The sequence below is a fragment of the Paenibacillus crassostreae genome (assembly GCF_001857945.1).
Taxonomy (GTDB): domain Bacteria; phylum Bacillota; class Bacilli; order Paenibacillales; family Paenibacillaceae; genus Paenibacillus_AQ; species Paenibacillus_AQ crassostreae.
Genome location: NZ_CP017770.1, coordinates 3,084,894 through 3,110,322, shown reverse-complemented (window position 1 = coordinate 3,110,322; position 25,429 = coordinate 3,084,894). Strand labels below are relative to the sequence as shown.

24 protein-coding genes are annotated in these 25,429 nt (G+C 38.3%); 2 read left to right on the top strand and 22 right to left on the bottom strand.

Annotated elements, in window-relative coordinates; all coding sequences use genetic code 11:
• Window positions 1–7: 7 nt before the first annotated feature.
• From LPB68_RS14210 to LPB68_RS14195, 4 genes are all read right to left on the bottom strand, one after another.
• On the bottom strand, window positions 8–2,113 hold the full coding sequence (locus LPB68_RS14210) for a glycosyltransferase (RefSeq protein WP_068658841.1): 2,106 nt from the start codon (window positions 2,111–2,113) through the stop codon (window positions 8–10).
• A gap of 80 nt (window positions 2,114–2,193) precedes the next feature.
• Window positions 2,194–3,972 (bottom strand): glycosyltransferase, encoded by a 1,779-nt coding sequence (locus tag LPB68_RS14205; protein ID WP_082865740.1) that lies wholly within the window; start codon window positions 3,970–3,972, stop codon window positions 2,194–2,196.
• Window positions 3,973–4,035: 63 nt separating this feature from the next.
• A complete protein-coding gene (locus LPB68_RS14200) occupies window positions 4,036–5,793 on the bottom strand; it encodes a glycosyltransferase (protein ID WP_068658837.1) in 1,758 nt (585 codons plus the stop codon).
• Window positions 5,794–5,837: 44 nt separating this feature from the next.
• A complete protein-coding gene (locus LPB68_RS14195) occupies window positions 5,838–6,905 on the bottom strand; it encodes a glycosyltransferase family 2 protein (RefSeq protein ID WP_082865739.1) in 1,068 nt (355 codons plus the stop codon).
• Between the two features lie 196 nt (window positions 6,906–7,101).
• On the opposite strand from LPB68_RS14195, the gene LPB68_RS14190 reads away from it, so the two are divergent.
• Entirely contained in the window at window positions 7,102–8,601 is a 1,500-nt protein-coding gene (locus LPB68_RS14190; protein WP_068658835.1) for a CDP-glycerol glycerophosphotransferase family protein, read from the top strand.
• 12 nt (window positions 8,602–8,613) lie between these two features.
• Window positions 8,614–9,003, top strand: a complete 390-nt coding sequence (tagD, locus tag LPB68_RS14185) for a glycerol-3-phosphate cytidylyltransferase (protein ID WP_068658834.1) — start codon at window positions 8,614–8,616, stop codon at window positions 9,001–9,003.
• Window positions 9,004–9,147: 144 nt separating this feature from the next.
• Here the strand turns inward: tagD and LPB68_RS14180 are convergent, their stop codons facing one another.
• The 18 genes from LPB68_RS14180 to LPB68_RS14095 form a co-directional block, all read right to left on the bottom strand.
• On the bottom strand, window positions 9,148–9,888 hold the full coding sequence (locus LPB68_RS14180) for a glycosyltransferase family 2 protein (protein ID WP_068658833.1): 741 nt from the start codon (window positions 9,886–9,888) through the stop codon (window positions 9,148–9,150).
• Complete coding sequence (locus LPB68_RS14175; RefSeq protein ID WP_068658832.1) at window positions 9,885–11,873, bottom strand: glycosyltransferase family 2 protein; 1,989 nt, start codon at window positions 11,871–11,873, stop codon at window positions 9,885–9,887. The genes LPB68_RS14180 and LPB68_RS14175 overlap by 4 nt, the downstream gene beginning before the upstream one ends.
• Before the next feature lie 23 nt (window positions 11,874–11,896).
• Complete coding sequence (gene fliT, locus LPB68_RS14170) at window positions 11,897–12,235, bottom strand: flagellar protein FliT (protein WP_068658830.1); 339 nt, start codon at window positions 12,233–12,235, stop codon at window positions 11,897–11,899.
• Entirely contained in the window at window positions 12,235–12,621 is a 387-nt protein-coding gene (gene fliS, locus LPB68_RS14165) for a flagellar export chaperone FliS (RefSeq protein ID WP_068658828.1), read from the bottom strand. The genes fliT and fliS overlap by 1 nt, the downstream gene beginning before the upstream one ends.
• Before the next feature lie 20 nt (window positions 12,622–12,641).
• Window positions 12,642–14,138 (bottom strand): flagellar filament capping protein FliD, encoded by a 1,497-nt coding sequence (gene fliD / locus LPB68_RS14160; protein WP_068658825.1) that lies wholly within the window; start codon window positions 14,136–14,138, stop codon window positions 12,642–12,644.
• A gap of 15 nt (window positions 14,139–14,153) precedes the next feature.
• Window positions 14,154–14,525: a flagellar protein FlaG gene (locus LPB68_RS14155; RefSeq protein WP_082865738.1), complete on the bottom strand. Its 372-nt coding sequence runs from the start codon at window positions 14,523–14,525 to the stop codon at window positions 14,154–14,156.
• A gap of 151 nt (window positions 14,526–14,676) precedes the next feature.
• Window positions 14,677–15,447, bottom strand: a complete 771-nt coding sequence (locus LPB68_RS14150) for a flagellin N-terminal helical domain-containing protein (RefSeq protein ID WP_068658823.1) — start codon at window positions 15,445–15,447, stop codon at window positions 14,677–14,679.
• A 174-nt stretch (window positions 15,448–15,621) separates the two neighbouring features.
• The gene (gene csrA / locus LPB68_RS14145) at window positions 15,622–15,846 is read right to left on the bottom strand and encodes a carbon storage regulator CsrA (RefSeq protein ID WP_068658821.1); all 225 of its coding nucleotides are present in this window, start codon (window positions 15,844–15,846) and stop codon (window positions 15,622–15,624) included.
• A complete protein-coding gene (fliW, locus tag LPB68_RS14140) occupies window positions 15,846–16,295 on the bottom strand; it encodes a flagellar assembly protein FliW (protein WP_068658819.1) in 450 nt (149 codons plus the stop codon). Before fliW ends, csrA begins: the two co-directional genes overlap by 1 nt.
• A gap of 85 nt (window positions 16,296–16,380) precedes the next feature.
• Window positions 16,381–17,289: a flagellar hook-associated protein FlgL gene (gene flgL / locus LPB68_RS14135; protein ID WP_068658817.1), complete on the bottom strand. Its 909-nt coding sequence runs from the start codon at window positions 17,287–17,289 to the stop codon at window positions 16,381–16,383.
• Window positions 17,290–17,308: 19 nt separating this feature from the next.
• On the bottom strand, window positions 17,309–18,868 hold the full coding sequence (flgK, locus tag LPB68_RS14130) for a flagellar hook-associated protein FlgK (RefSeq protein ID WP_068658815.1): 1,560 nt from the start codon (window positions 18,866–18,868) through the stop codon (window positions 17,309–17,311).
• A gap of 14 nt (window positions 18,869–18,882) precedes the next feature.
• The gene (locus LPB68_RS14125; protein WP_068658814.1) at window positions 18,883–19,383 is read right to left on the bottom strand and encodes a flagellar protein FlgN; all 501 of its coding nucleotides are present in this window, start codon (window positions 19,381–19,383) and stop codon (window positions 18,883–18,885) included.
• Window positions 19,384–19,392: 9 nt separating this feature from the next.
• Window positions 19,393–19,677, bottom strand: coding sequence for a flagellar biosynthesis anti-sigma factor FlgM (flgM, locus tag LPB68_RS14120; RefSeq protein ID WP_068658812.1), 285 nt, complete (start codon window positions 19,675–19,677; stop codon window positions 19,393–19,395).
• A gap of 139 nt (window positions 19,678–19,816) precedes the next feature.
• Window positions 19,817–20,224 (bottom strand): TIGR03826 family flagellar region protein, encoded by a 408-nt coding sequence (locus LPB68_RS14115; RefSeq protein WP_068658811.1) that lies wholly within the window; start codon window positions 20,222–20,224, stop codon window positions 19,817–19,819.
• A gap of 323 nt (window positions 20,225–20,547) precedes the next feature.
• Window positions 20,548–21,351: a ComFC family protein gene (locus LPB68_RS14110; protein WP_099458694.1), complete on the bottom strand. Its 804-nt coding sequence runs from the start codon at window positions 21,349–21,351 to the stop codon at window positions 20,548–20,550.
• Between the two features lie 492 nt (window positions 21,352–21,843).
• Window positions 21,844–23,982: an ATP-dependent helicase ComFA gene (locus tag LPB68_RS14105; protein ID WP_068658810.1), complete on the bottom strand. Its 2,139-nt coding sequence runs from the start codon at window positions 23,980–23,982 to the stop codon at window positions 21,844–21,846.
• Between the two features lie 158 nt (window positions 23,983–24,140).
• Window positions 24,141–24,569, bottom strand: coding sequence for a glycosyltransferase family 2 protein (locus tag LPB68_RS14100; RefSeq protein ID WP_068658808.1), 429 nt, complete (start codon window positions 24,567–24,569; stop codon window positions 24,141–24,143).
• Window positions 24,570–24,705: 136 nt separating this feature from the next.
• Window positions 24,706–25,428, bottom strand: coding sequence for a response regulator (locus tag LPB68_RS14095; RefSeq protein ID WP_068658807.1), 723 nt, complete (start codon window positions 25,426–25,428; stop codon window positions 24,706–24,708).
• Window position 25,429: the final 1 nt, after the last annotated feature.

Here is a 25,429-nt window from a genome sequence, read left to right as displayed (position 1 = left end):
GTTCTAATCATTGTACCCCTTCGTCAAGAGAATGTTTAACTTTCTGAAGCCATTCATAAATTGCCGGAGTTTGCTTATTGGCAGATTTCAAATAGTGATAAGCCCTATCCAAATTTCCGTTTTGGATATGAACAAAAGCAAGGTGAAGAATCGTAGGTTCAAAATCCGGATCATATTCTAGTGATTTATTTAGTAAAGTCACTGCTGGTTCGGATTGGTCTTTCTGATAGCAGTGGACCGCGACAAGATTTAATGTATTACTTTTGTCTATGATGTCATCCTCCACAATACTCAATACATCCTCTACCCTTACTATCTTGTTACGTAATCGTTCTGATATTTCTGTAATATTATTTTCCCGTTCCACGTTATATTCAACTCTAAGTAATAGCAACTTTAGTAGTTTTAAATCTTCAGATTTCTGAGAGATCTCTACTTCCATTTTAATAATCCATTGTTGTACCTCTTCGTTTTTGTCATGCACTTGCTTCAACCAACGAAGAGAATCTTCTGTATCACCAAGTACATAAGTTAGAGTTCCTAAATTGAATAGCGTACTTGAATCCATCGGTTCAAGCTCATAGGCTTTGTTCAAATATAATAGGGCATCATCATATTTTTTTCGTTCAAGACTCTCAATTGCCAAAAGATTAAGTAATGGAATAGCCGGACCATTGTAGATTTCTATTGCCTTCACATTAGGACTTGGATAATATTGCAAAATACGTTCTAATTTTTCTTCAGTATATGCAGTAATCAAATCGTTAAATAACGTATGGAGCAACGAAGTCTCGGGCAATCGTCTAGCTACCATAATAAACTTAGAAATGTGAAATTGTTGCTGTACCACAGGACTCATTAATGATTTGGTTTGATTAAACAGCGCAATATCTCTATCATCTAAGGGCTTTTCAAAAGTTGCTACAGTTGGTTGATAAAAACTATTATTCTCAATAAATATTGATATATCGGATAGGCTTGGCTGAAGTCCGTAATGCTTACTCGTAACCTCTTCCGAAAAAAGGATCCTAAATGCTTCACAAGAACGATTATTCGCTAGTTCAATAATAAATTCGCCATCTTCATGTAAATAATCAAGCATTAATTTCAAAGACTTAAGTGGATGACTGGCTTCAAAGAATTGCGGTGTCACTAGAATATGATCAAAACTTCTTCTTTCAAATCGACTAAGTTGTTCAGAAAATGAACCCAGGCCTACATCTCCCACTAGACTAGCTAGGTACCTCTGAACATCATCCGTTTCAATCCCATAAACTTCTGCCTCAGGATATAGATTTGATAATTTCATAAGTGACGAGCCACACCCGCAGCCAACCATCAAAATCCGCTGTGTTTGTCCCTTTGGTTTCAACTGAGCAAGCAAGTCCATTGCTGGAAGAGTTGATTGTGGATCGAAGGACCATTTATCATAAAATAATGGTGCTCCACTATTATTTTCTTGTAACTGACTGTAATGGTGAACATACACACTTTTACATAACGCACTTTTATAACCCGCTTCAAGTAGACGCAAACAATAATCTTTCATGAAAGATTTCGGTTCCAACTCTTCATCTAAGGGCCCTACCTTGTTCAAGGCTGACCTTTTTATTAAAAAACAGAAGTCAGAAATAACTAGTTTTTTCTCAAAAAATCCATTCACTAGTCCATTTCGATACTGTTCATTTGCAAATATCAGTAAATCATTCATTGTAGAATAATCAGCATCAATCATCTGATTATCACCTGTGAAATAATTTGTTAATGGGCCAACAACCGCTATATCTTCTGACACAAACAAACATTGCATTAAATTCGTCAACCAGTTCTCCGTAACGACTGTATTAGAATGTAAGAATACGATTTGATCGCCTCTGGAAATGTGGATGACTCCGTTCCACGCTTCTTGCAACTTGGCATTATCTTTGCAAGAAGATATTACGATATCCGTCTGCTCAGTAAACCAATCTATAGATTCTTCACTAGCGTTGGAGTTCACAATTGCTATAATCTCATAAGTACCAGGTTCCGTGAATGACCGGATGCTATTGATACATTCTTCTATATATGATATCTCGCTATTGCAATACAGGATAATACTTGTATGTTCCATTTATAGACCCCTTTAGTATCGAATTACCAACATTTTCTGATGAAATATATTTCAAAATAACGAATAATTTTCCTTGCCCATCAGACTCGCGATATATTCAAATTACTATTGATACTTGCTAATAAGAGCTCAGATTCACTATCTTTCTCATTCATCATATTTAAGAACGTTAATGCCTCCTGATCCGCTCCAACCTGATGAAGTATATAAGCAAAGTTAAACAATGTCAGTTGGTGAGTGTTATCAATTTCAAGAGATGCATTCAACAACGGAATGATATCATCAAATAATCCATGACGATAAAAAGCACGTGCGAGATAATTGAAAAGTCCTTGCTTATCAACTTTCATATTTGAAATAGCGCTCACTAGAATGGTAATATTAATTTCGTTATTCTCCATACCTTCTAGGATATAAGACAAATTTTCTTCATTATCTATTCCATTACTTATCTCAATTAATCTTCGTTCAAATAAATACTCACTAGAATTATTCACTTTAAATAAATAATGAGTAGCAAGCATTTGCTCCTTCTCCAGAACAGAAGTAGCCCTTGCAATATTATTAACCCATTCTTCCATTTCGTTAATTACTTTCCTAGTTACAGGGAAGTATTGTATGCTCTTGAATCCAGAAGAATTAAATAACTTCACACTCTCAGATAGTGTGAAAAAACGTAGATTATTATGACTTAGCGGACCAGTATTACTATAGGTCCAGTTACCATCTAACAAAGAGTGTATTACGTTGTAATGCATTACATTAGAAATACTAGCAATAATTTGCCCATCTATTTTCAAATATTTTCTTAATTTGATTAAGGTCTCCAACGGATTCATTAACTCTTCTAAAACAGAACCTAAAAAAATATAATCGAAATATTGTTCTGGATAATACAGTAGTTTTTCTACATCCGCTGTTGTAACGTTGGCAATTTCTGCAGCAATTGCAGCTGCTTGGGGATTACGCTCAACTCCATATAGTTTTGCCTCCGGATATAAATTCCGAAGTTGCAACAATGTAGCCCCACAGCCACATCCTACATCCAAGACAGAGAATTGTTCAGAATGATCTCTATCATCAATTAGAGATATCAGATCATGTCTGGTTGCTGAATCTAAATATGAATGGAAACCCCATTTATCGACAAACTTTTTACGGTTTTCTTCTAGCAATACTGTGTATGTCTCTTTCATTTCACCAAAGGAGACAGAACCATAATGATGAATAAATACATTATTACAGAATATGATTTTTTTCCCGTTCTGGATTATGCGAAAACTATAATCAGTATCCTCACAATTACCAGGACTAAACCGCTCATCTAACAGACCAATATCTTCAACCACATTACGCTTAATTAGCATAGCAAACCCTATTAATTTTAGTCTTTTCTCCCATTTAGATGAATCGTTACTATTATATGATCTTGCAAAATCCCAAAGCTCATCTGCCGTATTATAATTCACAGATACTTCACCATTATGGGTAGGACCTACAGCACCAATATCTGGCGAACTGTGAAGACACTCCTGTAAGAGGGCTAGCCAGTTTTCTGTAACAAGCACATCATTATTCAGTAACAGAATATCACCTGAGGATGTTAATTCTATCCCTTGATTACACCCTTTAGGAAAGCCCACATTCTCTTCATTAAATATCGTTAATATGTCTGTCTGATCAGCTAACCACTCTCTTGTTCCATCCGTCGAACAGTTATCTACTATTATGATCTGATAGGTACCACGTTCTGTATATCTTCTAATACTCTCTATACATGTTTGTGTATATTCGAGTTTGTTATACGTCAGAATTATTATATTAGTTCTTGTTTGTTCATACTGATTACGTTTCGACATATCCGCTTTCTCCAACCCCTTATTTAAAATATTTATTTCTTTCATTAATAGAGAACGGGAATACTAGCGTACCGACATAATCTTATCTATTAATTCGAGTGTACCACTATCTTTGTCACCTATTCTTTCTAGATAACTTAAGGCCAATTCTATTTCGTTAGCTTCATAAAGGATAAATCCCATATTGTATAATGAATCCTTGTGATCTGTATCTATAGATAATGACTTGGATAATAGTGGGATAACCCCATCAAATAATCCTTCTCCATACAATTTAATAGCTACATAGTTGTAAGCTTCCGGTTTATTCTTTGAAAATAATTCAATGGACTTAATAATCTCTTCATATGAGATTGTATCTTCTTTTAATAGGCTTATGACTCTCTCTATATCAACTTCCCGATCAAGAGCTTTACCAATAACACTCAATATTTGACCTACTTCATGTATCGGGTCATTCTTCACAGCTTTAACCATATATTGATAAACCTTATATTGATATTCTAACCTCGAACTACCTACACTAATTAACTTTGAAATCCATTCTTCATCTTCCTTCGGAATGGCAAGTATTTTACCGTTGTAACTCATATCAATAAATCCAGCGCCTTTAAACATTTGTTCAATTTCATATAATGTAAAAAACCTTAAATGGGTCCGGTCTAGTAGACCCGCATCTGTATAATTCCAACGACCCAATAAAGTATCACGCAGAACAGTATAATGCATAACATTAGGTATACTTGCTAGAACCTTTCCATTCTGCTTAAGATACTTCTTCAAGTTTTCCAGTACTGACCAGGGATCATTCAAGTGTTCCAACACATCAGGAAGAATGATATAATCAAAAAAATCAGGATCAAACTCTAGCTGATGTTCAACATTAGAAGCACTTACATTAGCAAATAGCGAGGCAATCTCTGCGGAGTTTTCATTCAGTTCAATACCATACAGATCTGCGTTTTTATATCGATTTTTTATTTCAAGAAGGGTCCCACCACAAGCACAACCAATTTCTAAAACTTTTATATTCTCGCTAGGCTCATGAGTGTCCATTAAATTAACGACATCGCTTCTGATGTAAGTGGAATATCTTGAATCAAATCCCCACTTTTCCTTAAATACCCTAGCACTATTTTGCATAATTTGATGAAATTCAGAAGTATTCTCATCAAAAGTTGCATGCCCATGATGATGAACAAAAGTATCTTTACATAATAAAAGCTTATAACCAGCCTGCATGATGCGAAAGGAATAATCATCGTCTTCAAAATTGCCTGGTGTAAAAATTTCATCTAAAAAACCAATTTGATTAACGACTTCCCGTTTGATAAGCATACAAAAGGCAATTAACTTAAGTCGTTGTTCCCATTTACTCGGATTATGAGCATTAAATTGTTTGGCAAAATTCTGCATATCATCTATCGTTTTATAGTTAACTTCAATACTCTGATAATATGGACATTCGTTACTAACAGGTCCCACAGCTCCCACTTCATCTGAACTATATAACCCTAGTAGCATATTTTCCAACCAATATTCTGTTACAATCACATCATTGTTCAGTAGCAATATAGTGTCACCACTTGCTATCTCCATGCCCTGGTTACAACCTTTCGGGAAACCTACATTCTCATTATTGAATACTGTAATGATGTCATTTTGTTCCGACAACCACTCACGTGTCCCATCCGTTGAGTTATTATCCACAACTATGATTTCGTAGGTTCCTGACTCAGTGAAATCTCTGATACTTTGAATGCAATCGAGAGTAAATTCAAGTTTGTTATATGTTAATATAATTATACTTGTCCTTTTCATTAAATTACCCACTTCCTATGTATGATTTAATATCGTACCCACTATTATCCTAAATTAATTAATCTATCAAGCGAAGGTTTATAATCATATGCAGTTGCCTTCACATATTGCTCTTTTGCCTTTTGAATATTTCCAACCACTTCGTAGAACACACCCAAATTATGATGTGCTGCAAAACTTCCGGTACCTATAACACTGCCTTCTAGGCCCGTTTCTCCAATTTCTATAGCACATAAGTAAAAACGTTCGATATAAGGAAGTAGCTTACCATACTGATCGGGGTTACTGAGAATCAATTCTAACAAATATAGGCCTGATACAAACTGGAAATCCGCAAAACTCTTAAGAAATTCTTCTTCGTTCTCAATAACTACTAAACCATCTGACAAATGACCTGAGGACATAATCGCATACATAAAATTAACTATTAGGCTCGGTGCATATCCTTCTTTATGGGTTATTAATGAATAAGCCTTCTTTAAATGAAGGTAGCTATCCTCATGATTTTCTAATCCACGATATTCTTTAGCGATTTGATAATGGTAATATGGGTTATTCGGATTATCTGTAATCTCTTGTTTGAGAATTGGTATATTTCGATCCGACTTTTTCTGTTGAAAGTAACCGTCATGTTGTACTTCAACATCTACAATAATACGCGGAAGATTCGACACCACTTGTTCGTGTATTCTCCCCATGTACCGACAAGAAGAGGGTAACAGTCTGGAAATATAGTTTTGTTCAAAACTAATCCCATCGGATCCCATAAACTTATCCACTATCTTTACTCTTCCTATTGCAGGTTCACCTTTTATGAATTGTTGTATAACGTTTCCACAATTATTAGAAATGTACTCATCCGCGTCCAATACAAGATTCCACTGACTTGTGGACTTCGATAATGCAAAATTTCTCGCTTCCGCGAAATCACCATTCCATTGGTAATCAAATATCAATGCTCCATATTTTAATGCAATTTGTTTGGTACTATCGGTTGATCCTGTATCTACAATTACAACTTCATTGACAGAGGATACAATGCTACTCAAACAACGTTCCAGTGTGCTCTCTTCATTTTTGACAATCATGACTAGGGATAGCGTTTGTTTCATAATATTAATACCCCTTTTGATAACTTTTAATATTAATATCGGCTATTTTGTCGAATTACTAAAGCTTTCTACTAAAATATACAGTTTGAATCTTTTCCCAATACCGTACTAAGTATATTCCCCTTTATTCATTCACTCATTTAACCGATATAATAAATATATAAAGATTAAAACCCGTATTATGAAAGGATCTCGCATGACTACTGATAAAATTAAAATTACGATGTTCCATACATCTTCTTCCGGCTCAAATAATTATTACCTTTATCATGCTGCCAACGAAGAACTGAGAAGAAAATATGAGATTGAGCTACTTTCACCGCTTGAAGCACGATATAATCGCAATCTGAATCATAGTGATGTTTATATAACAACCCACGGTGAACACGTTCCTAGAAATGACAAGGTGAATATTGAGCTGTGGCATGGCTTCCCTCTCAAGGGTATGGCCAAGATGGATAAACAAGAAGAAGCATCAGATGAACATATTCGAAATTATTGGTCTAATGTAGATATGATTATGTCTTATTCTACGTTATACAATACGGCAATGAATGCTTGTAACGGTGCACGTATACATCAATATCACATCACCGGTGTCCCTAGAAATGATGCTCTATTTGCAGGGAACAGCAGAGATAATTTAACGAAAGTACTTCCCCAATGGAAGGATGCTGCGGAGACGGTTATTTTCTTCATGCCTACATTCCGGAATTCTATTATTACTCCAGATAAAAAAGAAGGTGGAAAGAACTTTAGTAATCTCTTCGGACTTTCCGACTTCAATAAGAGTCAACTCTTGGAGTTCTTGCAGCTGAATAACATCACGCTGATCATCAAGCTTCACCCTTTTGAGGAAAATTATTTCGCTAATGAATTACAGGAGCTCTCTACACAGCGTATCTATACCTTGAACGACAAACATTTAGAAAAAGCAGGTATGGACCTCTATGATGTACTTGGTTCAGCAGATATGTTACTTACTGATTATTCATCCGTGTATATCGACTATCTACTGTTAGATCGCCCAGTGATATTCTTACCTACAGACTTAGACGATTATAGAGCGAATCGCGGTTTATTGTTTGAGCCATACGACTTCTGGACACCAGGACCTAAGATCGATACACAACTAGAGCTACAAGATACAATCGCTCAATATTTGGAGGAACCTACGTGGTATAGTCACGATAGAAAAACAATTCTTAATCTAACCCACAAATATCAGGATCAGCACTCTTCTATAAGAATTTGGGAAGTAATAGATCGATATATTCAGGAAAATAACGATGAAATCTACCACAGACGTGAAATATCATTGCAACATCGTGAACTACAACAACAAATTAAGCATAAAATCCAAGAAATTATCGAGCAGGGACATCTCGCACAAGCAAATGAAGCTATTCAACAATACCTGGAAAGCAACTCACCTGATCCTGATATCTTCTCTATGAATGGCATGTTGCATTTGTTAAATAACGATCCACAAGAAGCAATCAAATCCTTCCAGGCAGGACACCAGCACTACCCTTGGGATGAAGACCTTCTGTACAACCTGGGTTATGTATATGAAATGATTGGAGATCTAAAGCTTGCGGTTCAACATTATCAAGAATCTTTAAGACAAAGCTCACGTCCTGATATGACGGCCTTATTGAATGATAAACTTGCTTCATTAAACACTACGAGGTAAGGAGGATATTCTATGAAAAAGGTAATCACTTACGGAACATTTGACTTGCTCCATTATGGCCATATACTCTTGCTTCAACGCGCCAAAGAATTTGGCGATCATCTAACCGTTGCTCTTTCAACAGATGATTTCAATTCTATTAAAGAAAAGAAAGCTTACTTCTCTTACGAAAAGCGTAAAATGATGCTTGAAGCTATTAAATATGTGGATGAAGTGATACCTGAACAACACTGGGAGCAAAAACAGATTGACATAGAGCAATTAAATATTGATGTGTTTGTCATGGGGGATGACTGGGCTGGTAAGTTTGACGAATTAAAACCCTTTTGCCAAGTAGTGTACCTTGAAAGAACACCTGATATATCTACGACTTCAATCAAAACAGAGCTTAATCAGAAATAAATCCTTGGTTCACGAAATATTGAGTACACAAAAAAACGCTCTATAGGAAATGGTTGTTGATACTTCCATTTCACTAAAAGGAACGTTTTTTTGTTTACGCTAAAAATAATGTTTTAGAATAACAGCAAACGACAATTTCAAAAATCACAGACTGTTTTTCTCTTTGATGATCAAGTTGAGTAATTCAGGATTGTTTGCTTTAGATTGAGCAATATTTAAATAGCGAGTTGCTTTTTCCTTATCAATAACACTCATTTCTCTACCTAGATGTAACCATAATCTAGCATTATCATTGTCCTCACCTAAATTTTTTATTAATAGTTCAATATTTCGCTTTTTTTTAGCTTTAATATCAACCAAATTGATATCGTATCCATCATGCAATAAATGAATATCACTTTGAATTCTAGGTATATCACCAAATGTTATTTGTTCATGAATCATATCCTTATACCGTAAATTACTAGGGAATAGACGAACATATCCCACAGGGATAACCTCCACAATTTCCCCAGCAACCGTATTATCATAGATAATATCATAAACGCATTTTTGACCTATAGAATTCATTGAATCCACGTAAGATCTAATTTTATGGTGATCCTCCAATGGTAATACATCATCAGAATCAACAATAAATACCCATTCATTGCTCACTTGGTCTAGTGAATAATTTCGTGCAGCTGAAAAGTCATTAACCCATTCGAAATGAAACAACTTCACATGGTCGTATTTCTGCACATAAGACTCTACAATTTGAATAGAACGATCTGTTGAACCTGTATCTACAACAATAATTTCATCTACAGCAGTTAAAATACTATCCAAGCACCTTGAAACACATCGTTCTGAATTCTTGATGATCATTGCTGCAGAAACACTCATAAATGGCCACCCTTTATTTGTTTCTTCTCTTGATTAATGAAATCTCGTACAAATATTATATCAACGAATTGTGGAAATTCCGCACTAAATTTTGTTATATATTGGGATTTTCTTTCCTTATTAGCATATCGTATTAATGAATAATATAGATTTTTAGTCTTAGGCTCTAGCATTACGGCTTCACCGAAAAATCCCGCAGCATCCTCGTAATAATGTTGATTAACATGATACCTTCCCAAATTCACCAAGCTTGTGAAATCCAGTTGCTGTTCCGACAGTAGAATTGAGTAATAATTCAATGCCATCTCCGTTAGATTCAATTTATAGAAGTAATTAGCCAACTGATTGATCAATTCAGATGATCTCATGACATTTATAAATTGATCGAATTTCTCGAAATCTTTGATTAAGAATAGTTGTTTCGCTACAAGAAATAACGAGCTTGCATGACTCTTTAAGACTTGCTCATCTGGAAGATTCTCTTCTAATATCATTGCAACGATGATTGTAGTCAATATAGGGACCTCATCATTCTGAAGCTCATCAACCACTTGTATAAGTTTTAAGTGGTTATTCCAGTGTATTGCACCAACAGCGGCTTGAACCCACAACTGTAGTTGGTTGTCTATATCAAGCTCCTGATTCGAAAGAGATATTTCCAACCACATCTCTTTATTATCCGTTATAACAGCGAGACGCATTTGATCCAACGAACTGAGATGATCCAACGATCCTATAGATTCTAAATAATAACGAACCAATTCTACCTGTCCAAGAACAAGCGATACTTTAAATAACAGATTACAATCAGCTTTATCACGTATATCATATATCTTGTTCAACAAGCTGATCACTGAATCTGGAGTGTCATTCTGACAAAGCCACTCTACCAGCTTTAACAGCACTTGTGGATTTTTATTATTTTTCTGTAGTAATTTAGATAACCAATATATAGCCTGCTGATTGTCATTTAACTGGAAGTATAATTCCACTAGTCTCAACACTGGAGTCTCAAAGCTATACGATGGTTCAACGAGCCAAATTTCCTGATCCATACTTGCCCTTTGCTCCGCAACATTAATCGCTTCAAGGTAGCAGGACATAGCCTGCTCGAAGAATCCCATCGTTTCATACTGAATGCCCTTAATTGTATGATAGTCAGCATAATTAGAAAATTTAGATAGTTGATTATTCGTATATTTATCAACCAGATCCAATCGCTTCTGTGTGAAATATAGACTTATAAGTCCAACTAAACAGTGAGGATACCAAGCTGAATTTAGGTTTGTTTCCTGCAATGCCAGTTCATAACAACGAATGGCCTCTTCCTCATTCTTCGCATAGCGATACTGATTGCCCAGTGTAAACCAATCATAATCACTCATATTATCGTGTTTCTTCATCTCGTTAAAGATTGACATATTACGCTCATGTTTATTCTTCTCAGTCACTCGCTGAATCTGATAACCTGTATGATAAATATTCAGAGCGATACTTTTATGATAAAGTTCTCCAAGTTGAGCTCGCGTTAGTTGCTCATGAATCGGACGTTCAAAGTAAATTCCTTTAAAGTTAGGAAATAATCGAGTTACAGGTGATGTCGTAATCTCATCTTGATATTCTTTATCACCAGTAAAATTAATCACGGGAAGTGTATAAGCAAGATGCTCTACTGGCTTCTCTTTATTTAAGAACTCATTCCACTTGTCATAATCATCTTCTGCCAAGTATTCATCCGCATCAAGTACTAATATCCATTTTCCTGATGCATGGAGGATCGACTCATTACGAGCGGCTGCAAAATCATTGGACCATGAGAAATCAAACAACTTCGCATTATATTGGGTAGCTATTTCTTTAGTTCGATCTGTAGAACCCGTATCGACAATAATAATCTCATCGGCTAACCTCGTTACGCTATCTAAACAGCGGGGTAATAGCTTCTCTTCGTCTCTCACAATCATACATACGCTAAGTCGCTTCATTACAACAACCCCAACCTTATAAATTATTTCTTATGATCGATAAACATACTCTCTACAGTGTACCCCGAATCGTAGGCATTCTTTTGTTCTTTGACTGCTCCTTGATTCAGTAACCACTCACTGGCTTGCTGTTTCAAAGCATTCATAGTTGAAAGTATAACTTCATCAGATTCGATTATTTTCCGTAGACGTTGTTTATCTTCACTGGTAAGATCCCCCTGACTCATTTCCAACTGATGAACAAGTTGTTCTCTTCGCTCAGAGAACGTAACAAATTCTTCATAATCCACTTGCTCAATTCGTTGAATTAATGTCGTAGTTAGTTCTTCTAATTCAGAGACCTGCTCATTAATAATATTCATCAGACATTATCCACGTTAGCATTTAACGACTTACTTGCCGTATCCCATGCCTCACGTAAGTCTAATAAATATGAAAGAACCTCTTCAGCAGGCTTTTTATTTTTTTTCATATTAGCATTGATCAATTGATGAATCATATATTCATAGACCTGAGATAGGTTCTTAGCGATCGGATAATCGAAATTTAAGGCAGCTGTCAATTCATGAATAACAGCCTGAGCTTTGCACAAATTTGTATTTGTTTTTTCAAAGTTTCCTTCCTCAATCCCCGAGATACCCATTCTCACAAAACGAATTGCACCATCATAAAGCATCAGCAGAAGTTGGCTAGGTGGCGCAGTGTGTAGTTGGGTTTGTTGATACCTTTGGTGAGGTGATGTTATCAAAATTATTTCTCTCCCTTATCTTAAGATAGCATACTAGTTAAACTGCCCGACGTACTATTAAACTTGTTAATTGCAGTTTCCATGGCTGAAAATTGTTTGTAATAACGTGTTTCCAACAATGTTAAGCGTCTATTCACTTCTGTTATACGCGTATCAAAGTTTCTTAACTGATCACCCATTTGGCTATTCACAAGGAATGCTGTTGTTAAGTCACTACTGTATTTGGATGTCCCTGCTTTATCGTACAATGAAGTCAAAGCCACATTATTAATTTTCTTTACTCTATTAAAAATACCATCATTTTCAGTAGATTTAGTTGTCGATGAATTGTCTGTTTGCCCGAATAATGCATATACATCTTCAGGATTTTCTGCAAGTGCCGCTCTAAGCTTGGTTTCGTCGAGGATTAGCTTACCCTTCTCGCTATAACTTCCGGTAGTGATTCCTATTTGTGTGATGTTGATTGTTTTATTTACTAATTCTCCTTTTGAATTCAACACCATTTCGGGTAAAGTCACATTACCAATAAGATCAGCTCTCATGTCACTGAGCGTTTTATCTATAATAGAATCACTTTTCAGCATACCACTCTTTGCTTTTGTTTCCCAAAGCTTAACCTCATCTTCGGTCATATCTGCCTTCTGCTCTGTCGTTAACGGAGTATATGTTCTATAACGTTCCTCTGATGTCTTGCCATTCAGAGTGGATAGGGTTGCATTGTAAGAGTCAACAAAGGATTTAATCGTATCAAACATCTTGTCTGTATCCTGAGACACTTGGATTTGCGATGTCTGACCAGCGGGAGTAGCACCATTTATTGAAATTGTGACTCCATTGACAGTGAAAGTGTTTGAGGATTGTGTTGTTACTATCCCGTTAATGGTTACTTTTGCGTCGCTTCCATTTTTCACAGCAGCCGTCGTTATTCCAATACTAGTTAGAAGTCCTCCTGAAACTGTAATCCCAGAATCGCCAGTCGTACTACTAGTTAAGGACATTTGACCAGATGTCTGGTCATATACAGCAGTAACACCTGTCGTCTTATCATTGTTAATTTTACTAACCAGAGAATCAATTGTTTCATCTGATTTGAATTCAATTGTGCCGTTGCCTATCTTAATATTAGTTTCCGTCCCAGAGTAAAGTTCAGAAATCTTAGTTGCACCAGGTTTAGCTGAAGCTGTAGTTGATACAACAGACGACGCAGATGCTAAACTACCCACACTTACATTCAAAACCGAGTTCGTAGCCGCTCCTGTCGTTGTTGCAGTTATATTAGAAGCACCGGTAACTGTAGCCTTCTTCGCATTAATTGAACTACTGAGATTGAATGTTGACAACTTCTCATTCAGACTAACTAATGTGGTACTTACTTGACGGTATCCCTCGCGTTTCCATTCCGTTATCTGCTTCTGCTGATTCAAATTATTCAACGGATACTTCGCCGCTGTCATTAAAGTTTTAACCATTGCATCAACATCCATGCCTGATGCTAGTCCACTAATTCTTACTACCATTTCAATTCCTCCTTGTTATACTTTATCATCAACAATAAGCCCGTTTAATTTCATCATGTTTGCTGCAACATCTAGAATCTTCTCCGATGGGATCTCACGAATTAGATCACCCGTTTGCTTATTGAATACTTTAACCATAATTGCATTTGTATCCTTGTGAACGGAGATCTCAAATGATTTCTCTGGGCCCTGTACAGCCTCTATAACCTTCTCTAATTGCTGAACGATCTGCTTTTCATTTTCACCTGATAGGCTGACACTTACCTTTGCTGGCTCACTACTACTTGCTACTGGAGAAACTACGACATCTTCATTACTACTCTTAGTTGATGAGACATTTCTATTTCCCATCACAATGGGATTCCCTGACATTATTCTATTATCCATAGATTGCTCCTCCTTATATGTATTTGGGTAATCATCTTGTTCGTCTCGGGTTAGTTACTATATATATCGGAAAATGATGACGATTTATGAAGAATAAATAAAAGAAAAGAGACCTTGAATTTCAAGGTCTCTTTGAAAAAGAAAACGAATATTAACGAAGTACAGATAGAATACCTTGTGGAGCTGAATTTGCTTGTGCCAACATCGATTGAGATGCTTGCAACAAGATGTTGTTCTTAGAAAGAGCAACCATTTCCTTAGCCATATCAGTATCACGAATACGTGATTCAGCAGCTGTTAAGTTCTCTACTACTGTACCTAAGTTGTTTGAAGTGTATTCCAAACGGTTTTGTACAGCACCAAGTTTAGCGCGTTCTGTCGATACGCTATTGATTGCCGTTTCAATTTTACTCAATGAACTTGATGATCCCAATGTACTAAAATTAGTAGTCGAAATACTACCGATTGAAATAGATCCAGTAGCTTTATCATTAACTGTGATCGTAGCACCTTTAGTAATACTGATACCATTGAATGTAGTTTGAGTCATGATATTATCAATTTGAGCACCTAGCTCAGAAAGCTCTGCATTGATGTTAGTCTTGTCATTGGAGCTATAAGTTCCACTTGTCTTCTGTACATTCAATTCTTTCATACGAGTCAACATAGAAGATACTTCGTTCATTGAACCTTCAGCTGTTTGTACGAATGAGATACCATCTTGAGTATTACGTTGAGCTTGCTCAAGACCACGGATTTGACCGCGCATGGATTCGGAGATCGATAGACCAGCAGCATCGTCAGCTGCACGGTTAATACGTAGACCGGAAGACAATTTCTCCATGTTCTTGCTTGTTGCAGAAGTGTTAAGACCCATGTTACGGTGTGTGTTCAAAGCTGGTACGTTGTGATTAATAATCATTATATATTTCCTCCCTGAAATGGTTTGTTCCCACATCCATGTGGTATTAGCGTCTTCACAGGTCGGCCGCCCTGAAGATTGTCGCCTTAATATATATATCGACGGTGCATGACTAATTGTTTATAGCTATTTAAGAATTATTAAAAACTTTTTTCATTCCTACAGATATCCTTTTTAATCAGATAAATTATCCATGAGCTTCTGGAGTTGATTCACATCTATTGCAGCCCCTAGATTATTTTGCTGGATCGCTTCAAAGATTTCCTTACGATAAATATCGATTGTTTTAGGTGCCGAAATCCCTAATTTTACAGTATCCGCTTCAACAGAAAGAACGGTAATTTCAATATCATTCTGAATAACGATACTTTCTCCTTTTTTTCGTGATAGAACCAGCATTAATCCTCACCGCCTTCAGAATCTTCTATGCCATTAGACCATAATAATTGTCTTGTAGTGTACGACACATTCTGTAACACAACTTGTTTACCGCTATGTTTCTCGGAATTAATAATAATCGGTGCTAGTAAATTCAATGTCACTTTATTGCGGTTACTATGCCATGTCACAATACATCTGATATTCACTTGTTCGCGGCTTGTAATCTCAATCTCTTCAAGAAGATCATCTGACACGTCAAATTCATAATTGGGGTAGAAATCAAACGGATTTACAACGATAAATGCAACCGATGGATTGTCAACAGAAATTAAGACACTAAATAGTTCATCATATTGTTGAACTGTAAACTCCTTCAATAATTCAAATCCAGGCAGGCCTTTAGGAAAAGTAACTATCTTTAAATCTTGTTGCATATGATGCTTATCTACATTTATATATTTCTCCATATTCTAATCCTCCATAGTTATGAAACAAAAGAGCTATGGATAATAACCACCCATAGCTCTTTTGTTCCCAAATTACTGCAATTTATTACCTCATGTAATCCATTAGACTTGTGGACATCATCGATGCCGATGATTTCAGCGCCGCTTCATATATAGTCTGGGCCGATGTAGCTTGAATCAGCACACTTGCAATGTCAGCATCTTCAACTTTTGATTGTAACGTCGTTAAGTTCAAATTATTATCTGTTAACCGACTCTGTACTAATTCTGCTCTATTCGTCCGCGCTCCAACTTCTGTCTGAGAAGAAAGCATTTTCGTTGTTCTAGATTCAATATTCGTCAACTGAGCACTAACACTAGCAGTATCGCCGCTAGCTAACGCTGCTGAGAGGTCATCTAGCACCTTAAAGACGTTATCCGTATCTTCACTTGTTCCAAAAAAGTCACTTCCAGAGGTGTTCATACGGAAATTAACTCCGTCACCAATTGAGTATTCAACAGCAGCTGTATCTGCATTAATTTTATCATAACTAGTTACTGTATCGGAAAGCTGATAAGGAGCTTGGTCATATTTCTGACCATTAAATATGTATTTCCCCCTTATTTGTGTATTACCGATATCAACTAGGTACCCTTTCAATTCTTTAATTTCTTGATTAATAGCATCTAATCCAGATTGCGGAACTGTACCTGACGCACCTTGGACAGTCAGTTCCTTGACACGTTTCATAACATCACCAGCTTGTGACATAATCGTATCCGTTGTATCCAACCAACCAATTGCAGAATCGACACTCGTCTGATACTGTTCATTGGATGCTAGATCAGATCTATACCGCAGTGCGTACGTTACACCCACTGGATCATCTGAAGGGTTATTTATTTTACGACCCGTAGATGCTTGTTCCTGTAACTTACTCATATTATAATTGTTGCGATTTAGATTATTCAACAACTGTGAATTCATCATGCCAGAAGTAACACGTATAGACATCATTCAACCTCCCTATTAATTACCGACCCACAACTCCGGTACTATTAATCAATTTATTTAACAACTCATCCATAGTCGTCATGAATCTCGAAGCTGCACTATAAGCATGTTGAAATTTAATCATATTACTCATTTCCTCATCTAAAGATACACCGCTAATAGATTGACGACTTGCATCTACTTGATCTGTAAGTAATTGAGCATTCTGCACTTGTCTTCCCACTTCTTTACTTTCGACCCCAATCTGTCCAACGATGGAAGTAAAGTAATCATCAATCGTAGCTGGTTTGGAGAATGCCGTTCCGAAATCAAATTTACCATTCTTTAGTCCCGACATCAGAAGAGCCAAGGAATTATTACCGGCAACGACCTTTTCATCTGTGCCTGTACCATCTGTACGAATAGATGAAGCGATATTGTTAGGATCGTCCTGTATAAGCTGGCTTAATGTAACATTACCCGCTGTAAGAGCTGAACCATCTTTCGAAACAAAAAAATCCCCACCTGCTACTGGCGAATCTCCTGCCAAAGTATAGCCGAGCTTATGCAATCCATTAATACCTTGTACCGTAACTGTTAGGTCACTAGCAACTTTTCTATTGTTGTTCGCATTACTATAAGTGATTCCATTTAATATAGTCCCTTCGGGTACAATAGATCCCGCTGGAATTGTAATCTCAACATCCCCATTAGCTAATGAATTAACTAATTGATTCAACTGATTCTGATAATCCGCTACGTATACATCTCTGGAGTATATCGTTCCATAAGTCTCTCCACTCGTTAACGTGCCTCCCGCATAACCCGCTTGTAGGGTTTCCGGTGTTATCTCCGTTACCGTATCTCCAGTAACTACAACTTGTCCTGCTAGTGTGACTTGGTAGCCATTCTCTAACGGTGTCACTTGAACATTGGCTAGCTTAGATAATTGATCAATAGCATAATCACGTTGATCTCGAAGATCGTTAGCATTGTCTCCTAGACCCTCGATTTTCGCAATATTAGCATTCAAGCCACCCACTTGACTTAACAGTGAATTAATACTTGAAGTCTGCAATGCTAAATTACTCGTCAAGTCAGTCGTTAATTCACTCATCTGAGTACTCATCTGATTAAGTGCATCTGTAAGGGCCAATGTTGTTTCCTTTACAATCTTACGATTGGTGATATCCTGTGGGTCTTGACTGAAGTCAGACCAAGCATCCCAGAAATTATTGATAACCTTAGCTAAACCACTATCTGAAGGCTCGTTAAGTGTTGCTTCTAATTTCTCCAATGTAGAAAACTTAACGTCCCATGCCCCCTGTGACGAACTTTCGTTGCGAAATTGATCATCTAAGAACGATACACGTACACGCTCGATGGATACGAACTCAGATCCTGTTCCCAATTGACCCGGAGCTGTCGATCGCAAAAAGGCAAAAGGCGCCATAGGTATGGATTCCGTCATTTTTACGACTTGACGAGAGTACCCTGCTGTATTAGCGTTTGCTATATTATGGCCTGTTGTGCTCAAGGCTGCCGTTTGGGTGAACAAGCTCCGCTTTGAAGTTTCAATTGAATGAAAAGTTGATGTCATGTGTTCCTCCTCAATTATGCACGCGAATCAAAAACGCCAGGACTGCTTAATCCATGATTTTTGTCAGACGGATGCTGATAGAATGCTTCTTGTTCTGGATAGACTTTTAATGTCTCTATTGAAAAATCTATATAAGATATGGCCTGCTGAATTAGTTGTTGATTGATATCATTAAGTTCTTTTAATTTATTTAAAGTCTCGTTCAAGTGCAAGTGAACCTTATGAAGTCGGCTTTTATCTTCTGGTTCAAATACAAGCCTAGAAAGTTCTTTTAAATTCAGTTTCAAATTTGATTTAATCCCCTTCTCTTTTAAAAAGAGATTTATCGAAGTTGAACGTTCTTCCTCAAGAACCTCTATCTGCTTGACGATCTTAGATTCCTGGTTAACTAAAGAGATGATGCGATCGATCTCATTAGCAATAATAGCCTTTTTCTTGTGTTCTCCGCTTTCGATCAACTTTTGATGCTCGAGATCTAATTCCTTCAACACATTAATGATTCGTTCTATTGCCATCGTATTCACCTAATTCTCGGAATTTTGTTTGAAATACGGCAGTAACTTCTCAGCAAGCTTGCTGCTATCTACTTGGTACGTACCCGATGTCACTTGTTGCTTCAAATCCTGTATTTGTCCAGCACGTTCTGAATTCGAACTACGTTCTGTAGCCTGCAGCATTTCCATCGCTTCGGCTGAGATGGTTACTTCATCTTTACGACGGCTCTTCTTATCTTCATTCTGTCTACCTGCTTCTATATTGCGCTGATAAGAATTTATGGCTCCCACTCGTCCGGTCTCGTTAATTTTCATAACGTTCACCTTCCTATTCTTATTATTAAGGTTCATCCTTGTAATCGTTGAAATTAATAAAAACCGATACCCTTTACTAAGTTTATCGGTCGTCATTGATACTTATTTAATAGCTCATAACGTAATTCACTATTTTTTCCTACTTTTTGTATTTATCGAGCGCACTATAAGCAGCCTTATGATTGTCTCTGTCTTCTCTTGCCTGCTCATTCTTTACAGAATTACTTAATTCCTTCGTCAGACGCGTTCTACAAGAGTTACACATATTACCTTCTTGAATAAAGGCAGTGCCACAAACTTCGCATGGATAACTAAGATTAGGGGCATCAATAACGGAGATCCGCCCTTCTCGTATGAACTTAGTGATCTGTCGTATCGCCACACCTGTCTCCTCGGATAGTTCAGTCATCGTAGCACCTCTGTGATCTCTTAAAAAATCAGAACACAGCTGATACTCACCTTCGATTGCCTTAGTACATTCCGGACATATATCTCTAAAATTCATAGCAAAAAGTTTTCCGCAACGCGGACAATTTCCGAGATTCATTGTTCGCCACTCCCCGTTCCATATAATACATATAACCTTATATTCTAGTATATATAGAATAACGTATCCGAGTATGGTTCGTCTATCTTTTTAGATCGAAGGCCATCGGAATGGAGTGACTTATTGTAACAAAGTATCTAACAATACGCAATGTACCACTACGATCCTCATGAGAACGTTCATGCCAATTCTTACAGTTTTAGTTAGTAGATTGACGTACCCATTTTTGAGGAGCCGCTTTCACAGAAATTAAATGACGAAGGGTTACTGTAGATATGTACGATTTGATTGTTCCAAGTTGATTCGCTGATAGATGTGTCATTTCACGATCGTGCCCAAGTCAGACTATACACCTCCACTGGATGTCCGATTCTTTCTCCGATCTCCTTCAATACGCGTGCACATGCATTAATTGTACTTCCTGTTGTGTAGATATCGTCGATAACAAGAATTCGCAAAGGAATATTGGCGAACGATCTTGGACGTGATAAAAGAATGTTATGTACACTATTCATCATCTCTCTGTCAGTATTAAATACATTCTCCATATCACGAATTCGTTCGCTCCGATTCTTGAAGCTTTGTTTGTTAGTGTGACGTTCCCGTAGTAGTAATTCTTTATATGTAAGATGCATCTTATCGGCTAACCCAACGGCTAACACTTCAGCTTGATTGAATCCTCTTTCCTCGAGACGAATTGAACTTACAGGGACACAGGTAATGATATCGATATTCCATGTTTCAGTTCCTTTATTCTGTCTATATTCATTTCTCATGTTAACTAAAGCCTTCTCTAGCATCATCACGAGTAGCTCACTATACTTCTCATTCCCTCGATATTTATATTGACCCAGCCAATCTCGCATCATGGAATTATAGGCTACCGCACTTCGATTACTTTGAAAATATGTTTCCTTTCCTCCTGTACGGGTACAATCGGGACAACCAATATGCCTTCCACAAATAGAACAACGTGGCTCCCTAATCCACGGGATGGCATCATAACAATGCAAACATACACCTACCTTTAAAGTGGATCTACTCACCATTTTCCCACAAGTGAGGCAATTTACAACTGAGGGTGCAAGTAGTCGATGGAATGGCTCCATCAGTCTATTCCAGTTCATAGTTACCTCCTTGATAGATCAGAATGATTTTTCATAAGTAGCCTCCATAACAAAACAAAATATCTCTTTATTACCATTTCAGCTTACCTCTCACTCACCCTCTCATCCACATTTGAGCAAATAACATGCGCCCTACCTACAATAGTTGCATAAAGTACACCTAGATTCGGCGATTTTACTCTGGAGCTAAGTTTAGTTGCATAACCTACATCTAATTACCTCGAGACCTCAATTTTTCAGGAATATCCAACTTTTAACTGTACCTTGTGCAACTATTTCCAAATTTACACTTTTCCCTCAAATATAAATGTACTTTATGCAACTATTTCTCTCTAATCTCCTTCATTTCTTTTCCTTCTACTTTTAATTCACTTCTACTTCTACTACCTTTTCAACCCCCACTTCAGCCAAAGCGAAAGCGCGGGTTTCTGGCGGGAGTATTCATAAGCAAGCGCAATTTGCCACAGAAATGCCATTCTATGCTGATGATGCTTATCCCTTCATGTGCTTGTTCGTTAAGTAACCACCCTTCTGCGCAATTCGGTTCATTCCTTGGATCTGCGAAACAGCTCTTCTCTGCGAATTCGTCCACTCTGGTGAGGCTAGAAAGACTCTGCCTGCGGGATCATCTTTGGATCTACCAGCACGTCCAGCCATTTGGATAAGAGATGCTTCATCAAAGAGCTCACTATTCGCATCAAGAATAAATACATCGCTTCGTGGTACAGTAACCCCCCTCTCTAGAATCGTTGTTGTGATTAACAATCTAATCTGTGTATCACGAAAACCCAATACCTTCTCCGCCCGCTTCGGGTCTACGGATGAAGTGCCTTCTATGTGAAGCTCAGGTAACACACGGCGCAACAGTGTAACTAATGGATCGATATGGTGAATTCTTGACACGAATAGGAAACATTGTGCTCCTCGTTGAATGGATTGTCTCAAGTTACGTAGAAGCTTCTCTGGAATCTGTTGCTGTTGTAAACATTGACCTACAGTTTTCACATTCAGTCGGCTAGGAACAGGTAGTGGATGTCCATGAAATCTCACAGGTACTTTGGCATGAGGTACTTTTCCGGAAGCCGCCTCCCTCTGTAGTTCACGTGGAGGTGTCGCGGACAGATACACGAACTTGCCATCAGGCTTGCAAGCATACTGCGCTGCATATGCCAACATGGGATCATTATGGAATGGGAACGCATCGATCTCATCGATAATGACAAGATCAAAAGCATAGTAAAAGCGCATTAATTGATGCGTTGTAGCCAAAGTCAACTCCGCAGGCTTCCAGCGTTCCTTGCTTCCTCCATACAATGTAACAAGTTTTACGTCTGGAAAAGCTTTAGCTAATCTAGGAGCGAGTTCCAAGACAACATCCCTCCGTGGTGTTGCGACGAGCACACTCCCGCCAACTTGCAATAAGGAGTTGAGTAATGGGAAAATCATTTCTGTTTTACCCGCTCCCGTAACTGCCCAAAGTAGGAAGCGATCTGGCATGGTATGATCCTGGACCTGATCAGCGGTCGAACGTTTATTCATCGAATGGGCTGAGTCAGCTCGTGATCGTAGCACTTGACGCGTAGCTCCTGCGAAGGCGGGAGCATTAAGGAATCGCAGCGCCGCGCCTGCGGCTGCGCTTTGCGCTGCGCTAAGCCCCCACCGGCCCATGGCCGCGGTGGGGGAACCCCCGGCCGTGCCCCGCACGGCCGGATGCGCTGCTCCGCGAAGCAGCAGCGCACAAGTGCGGCTGCGCCCCATTGCGAGGCATTCCTCGCAATAGGCGCACGCCGCGCTGCCGCACGAGGCGCATGCCGTGCGGCCAAGGGCGACGCTGCCGCAACGTTGGCAGCGGAGGGTTTTGTGGCGGCGATGCAGCCACAAGGCGCCGCGTCGCGGCGAGGAGGCGGCAGGTGCAACGCCTGCGCCGAAGGCAAGCTGGCCCTGAAGATAGGCCAGCTGTGCAGCTGCGAACCAGCCACCTGCCATGTTGGGCGCAACCTCTGCTAATAAAGCATCTACTTCCGATTTCAATAAGGAGCGTCCTTGCATCGACACTGCCAGAACATCTGCCTCTACTCGCAACTCTTGTAGCATTCCATCATACCCTAGATTTCCTGCTATTCGTCTATTCAGCATCCCCTGCATCAGCATTCCATCATGCTCCGGCCTCCCCTTTATTCCATCCCCCAACCTCTCCCATGACATCTCGATCTTCAATTTGCTCTTCTGTTGTTCTCTCTCTACTCTCTCTACTCGCTGCGCTCTACATTCTTCCCCTTGAGTACTTGCATCGTATTTACTTCCTGCATCCCATATCCACATATGGTTCTCATGTACATAAGATTTAGTTGATTTTGAATGAGTCGCCGCCTCTTGTATCTCATCTTCAAGAAGCTGATCGATATACTGCTTCCATTGAGAAAGTTGCCATGTATCCATTCCCCTATCTGTTAACTTCGTCTGTTCCAGCTTCATCGCCCATCCTAGCGGGATCTCCTCAGACAGAAATACCATCCTGGATGAAGTATTATTTACAGTTCTCTCCCACCATATAATATCCACTCTTATATCTAGCGACACCCTAATCCTCCAACTTCCCCTAACTTGAATAGCGTAAATGGATAATTTCACAGCCCTGCTCCTCCCTCACATTGGAACTCTTATTGGAACCATTATTTGATCTCCTTTTGAACGCAAAAAAACACACTTCTCCGGAATCCTCTTCTCGGAAAGTGTGCTTCACACCCGAACACCTATATTATTACTCCCGTCATCAGACAACACCATCACTAACCCTGCACATATGGAATGTGTCTAGCCTCTTGCGGTATTCTCAAATCAATTAATTTAAATTCCTCTAATTCTTCTTGAGTGCCAACATTACTCAGTTCAACTCCAATGTCCCCTGAGCAGACTCTCAACGTTAGATCTAACCCTGAGAAATCACTCATCCGCTGAACTATCCGCACCGTTTCATCACTTGAAGCGTCATCAATAACCAGCAAGTAAACTTCCTTATTTCTAAGATAAGCATACAACCACAGCGCCCGCACATACCATTCTACCTGACTTTCATGGTTACAGGTAATTAGTATATAACGGCTAACCTTATTTTTCCGGTGATCTGCCTTACGTTTATGAGTTATATGATACATCCCATGAATCCAAGCTATGGCTAACCCATAAATGACAGCAACCCATATCAATTGCATAACCACGGAGCTTCACCTCCTTGTATATCAACAATATATGCTGAAATACAAGGCTCGGTGACAAGATAGGAATGTAGTGCCCACACCCATGAAGAGTGGAACGGCCTAATTTGGATTTCTCCCCATCGGCTTCATATCCTTGTTACAGTCTCACCCAACCGTATTTAATAGCATTAATAACCGCTTGTGTACGATCATCTACTTCCATCTTTTGCAGGACACTACTAACATGATTCTTAACAGTCTTCTCACTGATGAAAAGATGTTCAGCAATCATCTTGTTGCTCTTTCCCTCAGACATTAATCGTAATACTTCTGCTTCGCGACGTGTGAGTGGGTTATCATCTCCACCTACGAATTTTACACCAGTATCATTCAATACTCTCTCTCTCATTGCTCCCGCTTCATTAACAAACGTCATTCGACGTAATTGCTGAATTAGATTCCCGGTTACTTTCGGATGAATAAAGGCATAACCTTGATTCACAGAACGAATCGCATTAATAAGAGACTCTGCCTCCATATCCTTCAACAAATAGCCATTAGCACCTTTGCGAAGTGTCTCAAATACATAGCTCTCATCGTCATGAATAGATAGAATAATCACTTTTATGTCAGGAAAAAGCTCTCGAAGCTTCTCCGTTGCTTCCACACCATTCTCCACAGGCATATTAATATCCATGAGTACAACATCTGGTTTATTCTCATTGCAGAACTCAAGCACTTGGATTCCATCACCGCATTCTCCGATGACCTCCATATCATCCTCCATATTCAGAATTCGCTTGAGACCTTCACGAAACAATTGATGATCATCCACCAAGAGTACTTTAATGGATCCTTGTCCCAATTCTCGAATATCCATT